This is a genomic window from Nocardiopsis sp. NPDC055824 (assembly GCF_053616335.1).
Genome location: NZ_JBSHDN010000294.1, coordinates 1 through 6,020 on the forward strand (window position 1 = coordinate 1; position 6,020 = coordinate 6,020).

At 75.9% G+C, this 6,020-nt stretch carries 4 protein-coding genes; 2 read left to right on the top strand and 2 right to left on the bottom strand.

The window, feature by feature from the left end:
• Positions 1-62 precede the first annotated feature (62 nt).
• Positions 63-1,895 (bottom strand): ABC transporter ATP-binding protein, encoded by a 1,833-nt coding sequence (locus tag ACWGL3_RS30445; RefSeq protein WP_267949557.1) that lies wholly within the window; start codon positions 1,893-1,895, stop codon positions 63-65.
• Positions 1,892-3,679, bottom strand: a complete 1,788-nt coding sequence (locus ACWGL3_RS30450) for an ABC transporter transmembrane domain-containing protein (RefSeq protein WP_431061502.1) — start codon at positions 3,677-3,679, stop codon at positions 1,892-1,894. The genes ACWGL3_RS30445 and ACWGL3_RS30450 overlap by 4 nt, the downstream gene beginning before the upstream one ends.
• Before the next feature lie 300 nt (positions 3,680-3,979).
• Between ACWGL3_RS30450 and ACWGL3_RS30455 the strand changes: the two genes are divergently transcribed.
• A complete protein-coding gene (locus ACWGL3_RS30455; RefSeq protein ID WP_267949556.1) occupies positions 3,980-4,750 on the top strand; it encodes a siderophore-interacting protein in 771 nt (256 codons plus the stop codon).
• A gap of 211 nt (positions 4,751-4,961) precedes the next feature.
• Entirely contained in the window at positions 4,962-5,969 is a 1,008-nt protein-coding gene (locus tag ACWGL3_RS30460) for an ABC transporter substrate-binding protein (RefSeq protein ID WP_267949555.1), read from the top strand.
• Positions 5,970-6,020: the final 51 nt, after the last annotated feature.

A 6,020-nucleotide genomic window follows, 5' to 3' on the forward strand; every position in this document is an offset into this window, starting at 1 on the left:
GGCCAGGAGGTGTTCCCCGCGCTTTTCCGGCCCGCGGCCGCCCGCGAGCCCCCGAGGGGGCCCTACACGGAGGGTGCGGCCGTGTGCGGCCCCGGGGCGCCCTGCCAGCTGCGCCAGAGCGCCGCGTAGCGGCCCCCGGCGGCGACCAGCTCGGCGTGCGGCCCCTGCTCCACGATCCGCCCCCGGTCCATCACCACCACCCGGTCGGCGGCCTCGGCCTGGGTGAGCCGGTGCGCCACGACGAGGGTGGTGCGGCCCGCGGTGGCCGCGACGGCGGCCCGCTCCAGGCGCCGCGCCCCGGAGCTGCCCGCCTCGGCCGTGGCCTCGTCCAGGACGGCGACGTCCGGGTCGGCCAGGACCAGGCGGGCCAGCGCCAGGTGCTGGGCCTGCTCGGCGGTCAGGGGGTGGCCGCCCTCGCCCACGACCGTGTCCAGCCCCTCGGGCAGGGCGCGCACCCACTCCAGGGCGCCGACCGCCTCCAGGGCCCGCTCCGCGTCGGCCGGCTGCGCATCGGCGCGCGCCAGGCGCAGGTCCTCCAGGAGGGTTCCCGCGAACACGTGGGTCTCCTGGCTGACCAGGTAGACGTGCTCGCGCACCCGGCGCTCCCCGAGCTCGTCGAGGGGGACGCCGCCCAGGTACACCGTCCCCCGGCCGGGCGTGCGCAGCCCGCTCACGAGGGCGGCCAGCGTGGTCTTGCCCGCGCCGCTGGCCCCCACGAGGGCCACGCGCTCACCGGCCGCGACCTCCAGGGTCACGTCCTCCAGGGCGGGTGGGGCGCCGTTCCCGTAGGAGTGGGTGACGCCCTCGACGCGCACGGTGGAGCCCGCGGGCCCCTCCTCGGCGCCCGGGTCGCGCTCCTGCGGCAGGTCGACGACACCGGCGAGCCGGGCCAGGCTGGCCCCGGCGGACTGGACCTCGTTGAAGTTCATGACGAGGAAGATCATCGGCCCGAACAGGCGGTGGAAGTACAGGGCCGCCGCCGTGACCATGCCGACCGTGGCGAGGTCGCCGCGCACCAGCCAGAACCCCGTGACCAGGACGGCGGTCAGCCCCACGCACTCGGCCCCGTTGAGGCGCGACCCGAAGCGGGTGAACAGGCGGAACACCTCGACGGTGATGTCCCTGGCCGCACGGGACCGCCGGGCGACCCGTTCCTCGTGCTCGTCCTCCAGGCGGTACGCGCGCACGGCGCCGCGCCCGCGCAGGGCGCCCATCATCGCGTGCGAGCGCTCGCCCATGGCGATCCGCTCACGGGCGTAGTAGGAGCCCGAGCGCGGCAGGTACCAGCGCAGGGCCATGGCGTACACGGGCAGCGCGCAGAGCCCGGCCAGGCCCAGGCGCCAGTCCAGGGCGGTCATGCCCGCGGCGGTGAGCACCACCGTGGCCAGGGCGATCACCACGTCGGGGCCGGTGCGCGCGATGCTGGCGGTGACCACTGCGACGTCGTCCCCGACCCGGGAGAGCAGGTCGCCGATGCGGACCCTCTCGAGCCGTGTGGCGGGCATGTGCAGCACCCGGTCCATGACCCGCTCGCGCAGCCGCGCCAGGACGGTCTCGCCGACCCTGCTGACCAGCCACGCGCCCAGGCCCACGAGCAGCCCGCCCACCACCGCGGCGGCGGCGATCAGCCCGGCCGAGCGCAGGACGGCGTCCAGGTCCGCCCCGGCGGAGATGTCGTCGACCATGCCGCCCAGCACCCAGGGGGCGACCAGTCCGGCGCCGCTGCCCGCGAGCACGGTCAGCAGGGCGAGGGGGGTGGCCCATCCGGTGGCGCGCACCCCCTCCCCGAGCACGGCCCAGGTCCTGCGTGCGCCGGCGGTGGGGAGCAGCTCCCCGCCCGCCGGGTCCTCGGCGGGCGGCGTGTCCGTCGCGCCCGTGGAAGTGGTCGCGCTCATCGGAGCACCGCCTCGCCGTAGTGCCGGTCTTCCTCGACCAGTCGTGCGTGTGTTCCGGTGCTGTGGACCCGGCCGCCGACGAGCACGACGACCCGGTCGGCGCGGGAGAGCAGGGCGGGGCTCGCGGCCACGACCAGGGTCGCCCCGGGTGCGGCGCGCCCGCTCCGTGCGGCGGCGACGCCGCGCGCGATGGCCTCCTCGGTGACCGCGTCCACCGCCGTGGTGGGGTCGTGCAGGACGAGCACGGGAGGGTCGGCTGCCAGGGCGCGGGCCAGGGCCACGCGCTGGCGCTGTCCGCCGGACAGGTTGGCGGCCTGGTCGGAGACGGGGCGGTCCAGGCCGTCGGGGTGGCCGAGGACCAGGTCCTCGGCGGAGGCCGCGCGCAGGGCGTCGAGCAGCCGCTCCTCGTCCGTGCCGGGGCCGGTGACCAGGTTGGAGCGCAGGGTGCCCTCGAACAGGGCCGAGCCGTGCTCCTCCACCAGGACCGCGGCCCGCAGGGCGTCCAGGTCCAGTTCGCCGACGGGCACCCCGCCCACGGTGACGGAACCCTCCACGCCCTCCGTGCCGGCCCTGCCCGAGAGCAGTTCCAGCAGTGCCTCGGCGTCGCGCGGGTCGGTGGCGAGCACGCCGACGAACTCGCCGGGGGCGAGCCTCAGGTCGACGTCGTCCAGTGTGCGGTGGGAGACCCCGGCCAGCTCGACGAGCGCGTTCCCGCCCGGGGAGCGGTCCCCGGGGGTGACGGCGTCGGGCGCGTTGAGCAGTCTGACCAACCGGTCGGCGGAGGCGCGGGCCGTGGCGAAGAGCTGCCCGACCATGCCCAGGCCCTGCACCGGCTCGGAGAGGAACTGGGCCAGGCCGATGACGATGACGAGTTCGCCGACGGTGAGCCGGCCCTCCAGCGCCATCCACCCGGCCGCGCCCGCGACGCAGGCGAGGAACACGGCGCCGGCCGCGGTGACCAGGCCCCGGTAGACACCGCTGCTGGCCGCGGCGCCGACCGAGGCGTCCAGGGCCCGGGCGCTGGCGGAGCGGTAGCGGAGGGCGGCGTTGTGGCGGGCGCCGATCCCCATGAGGACGCGCAGCCCGGTGACCAGGTCGGTGGCCAGGGCGGTCGCTCCGGCGGCCGTGGCCTGCTTGGCCTCGCTGCGCCGCGTGATGTGGGCCGCGGGGACGCGCAGGAGCAGCATGAGCAGGGGGACGCCGACGAGCACGCCGAGGCCGAGCGGGACGTCGACCGCCAGCAGGGCGACGGTGGTGACGACGATCGCGACCGTGACGGCGATCGCCGCCGACCAGGCGCGCACGTACACGGCCGCCTGCTCGGCGTCGGAGGTGGCCACGGACAGGACCTCGCCCGCGCGCAGCCCGCTGCGCTCGCCGCGCGGGTCGAGGGCGCGGCGCGCGGCCTCGACCCGGAGCAGGTGGGCCTCGTTCTCGACCGCCCGCAGGGTGAAGCGCGCCCCGGTGCGGTAGGCGAAGGCCAGGACGGTGAAGAGCAGGGCGATGCCCGCGACGCAGTAGGCCAGGGCGGTGACGTCCCCGGTGTCGACCGCCAGGTCGATGGTCAGGCCGATCGCGACGGGGACGAGGGCCTCGGCGACCTGGTGCAGGGAGAGGAGGACCACACCCAGGGAGACGTGGCGGCGGTTGCGCCGCAGGGTGCGCCGGCGCAGGGCCGGCGCGTTCCCGGGCGTCCCGTCGGCGAGGGGCCGCGGGGCGGGGGCCTCCGGAGCGGCGGGAGGAGCGGTGTCGGGGGCGCCGACCGTGCTGGTGGAGGCGCTCACCAGGTACTTCCTCTCTCTTCGGGGTGCGCGACCCCGTGCAGACGTGTACTCATCCGATGTCCTGTTCCCCCTGCTGTGTCGTGGCCTGGCCAGGCTAGTCAGGCCGGGCGCCCTCGCCGAACACGACCCCGGCCGCCCGGGCACACCCAACCTTGGTTAGGCTAACCTTCGCCCGCCGTGACGGCGACCCCGTCCGCCGCCGGAATCCCCGCAGCGGCCCGGACCGGGCGCGCCCGGCGAACCCCGCACCCCGAACGAGAGGCCTTTCCGTTGCGCATCAGGTATCCGAGTCGACGGAGCATGGTCCGGGTCAGGGTGGTGCGCACCGAGCGGACCACCGACAACTTCGTCACGGTGACGGTCGGGGGCGAGGAGCTGGCCGGGTTCGAGTTCATGGGCCTGGACCAGTGCACGCGGATCTTCTTCGCGCGGCCGGGCCAGGAGCGGCTGCACCTGCCCTACGCCTCCGCCGACGACGGCTGGGTGGCCGAGTTCCGCGCGATGCCCGAGGAGCGCCGGCCCCACGTGCGCAACTACACCGCCCGCCGGTTCGACCCCGAGGCCCTGGAGATGGACATCGAGTTCGTCGCCCACGGGGACGAGGGGCCCGCGTCCGCCTGGGCCCTGGGCGCGCGGCCCGGGGACGAGCTGGGGCTGCTGGCGGAGGGCATCTACCACCTGCCGCCCGAGGACGCCGACTGGCACCTGCTGGTCGGCGACGAGAGCGCGGTGCCCGCGATCCTCTCGATCCTGGAGCAGTCCCCGCGCGACCTGCGCGGGCTGGCGTTCCTGGAGGTGCCCTCCTCGGCCGACGTCCGCGAGGTCGACGCCCCCGCCGGGGTGGAGGTGCGCTGGCTGGCGCGCGACGGCGCGCACACGGTCCCCGGGCAGCTGGCGCTGGAGACGGTGAGCGGGGCCGCGCTGCCGGAGGGCCGCCCCTACTGCTTCGTGGCGGGCGAGAACGGGCTCCCCACCGGGCTGCGCCGGTTCCTGGTGAAGGAGAGGGGCGTGGCCAAGGAGGACATCGCGTTCATCGGGTACTGGCGCGCGGGCGCCGAGGCCTACGCCTGACCCGTCCCCGCGGCCGGGGGACGTGAACCCCGTCACCCGGCGCGCGGCACGGAGGCCTCCGGCGGCGCCGACACCCCCGCGCCGTCGGCGTCCTCCGCGGACCACACCTGCCCCCACCCGGGATGTCCGGTTTGCGCATCGGCTCCGCCTGCTCCACCATGAGACTTGCTTAGGTGAGCCTAAGCTCATCTCCTCGACCGAATGAGGCCCCATGAACCGCGGTCCGCTGACCCGCGGCGGCACGATCGCCGCCGGTGCGCTGTCCATCCTGATGCTCGCCGCCTGCGGCGGCCAGACCTCCGACGCCGGACAGGAGGGGACGGGCGAGGCCGCGGAGGGCTTCCCCGTCACCGTCGAGACCCTGTTCGGCGACGTGGAGATCGAGGACCGGCCGGCCAACGTCGCCGCCCTCGGCTGGTCCGACGCCGAGACGGCGCTGGCCCTGGGCGTCCAGCCCGTCGGCGTGGCCGACTGGCAGGGCTACGGCGGCGCCGGCGTGGGCCCCTGGGCCGCCGACCTGTTCGACGAGGAGCCGGTGCAGATCGGCACCATGGAGCCGAACCTGGAGGCGGTCGCCTCCCTGGAGCCCGACGTCGTCCTCGACACCCGCTCCGACCACACCCAGGAGCGCCACGACCTGCTCTCCCCCGTCGCTCCCGTGGTCGGCCCGCCGCCCGGCGTCGAGGTCACCTACGGCACCACCTGGCAGGAGCAGACCCGCCAGGTCGCCCGGGTGCTCGGCGAGGACGCTCGGGGCGAGGAGCTCATCGGGGAGCTGGAGGGCCGCTTCGCGCAGGCGCGCGAGGACAACCCCGACTTCGAGGGCACGACCATCGCGGTCGGCGCCTACTTCGACGGGCAGTACGGCGCCTACGTCCCCGGGGACGCGCGGGTCGACCTGCTGGAGGACCTGGGCTTCGAGAACAAGCCCGAGATCACCGAGATGGCCGAGGGCGCGTTCTACGTGGACCTGAGCCCGGAGCTGGTGGAGGTCCTGGACGCGGACCTGACCGTCGTCTTCCCCATCGGCGACGAGGAGACCACCCGCTTCCTGGAGGAGGACCCGGTGCTCCAGGGCATCCCGTCCGCCGAGGACGGCCGCCTGCTGATCATGGACGACCCGGAGCTGGCCAACGCCTTCTCCAGCGGCTCGACCCTGGGCGTCACCCACGCCCTGGAAGGGGTCGTCCCGCTGCTGCGGGAGGCCCTCGGGGGCTGACGCCCCCCGCGGTCGGCGCCCCGTCGGCCCCTCACCCCGAGGACCCCGCCG

Coding starts and splice junctions, on each gene's coding strand:
- ACWGL3_RS30445 (WP_267949557.1), bottom strand. CDS start 1,895: ATGAGCGCGACCACTTCCACGGGCGCGACGGACACGCCGCCCGCCGAG.
- ACWGL3_RS30455 (WP_267949556.1), top strand. CDS start 3,980: ATGGTCCGGGTCAGGGTGGTGCGCACCGAGCGGACCACCGACAACTTC.
- ACWGL3_RS30460 (WP_267949555.1), top strand. CDS start 4,962: ATGAACCGCGGTCCGCTGACCCGCGGCGGCACGATCGCCGCCGGTGCG.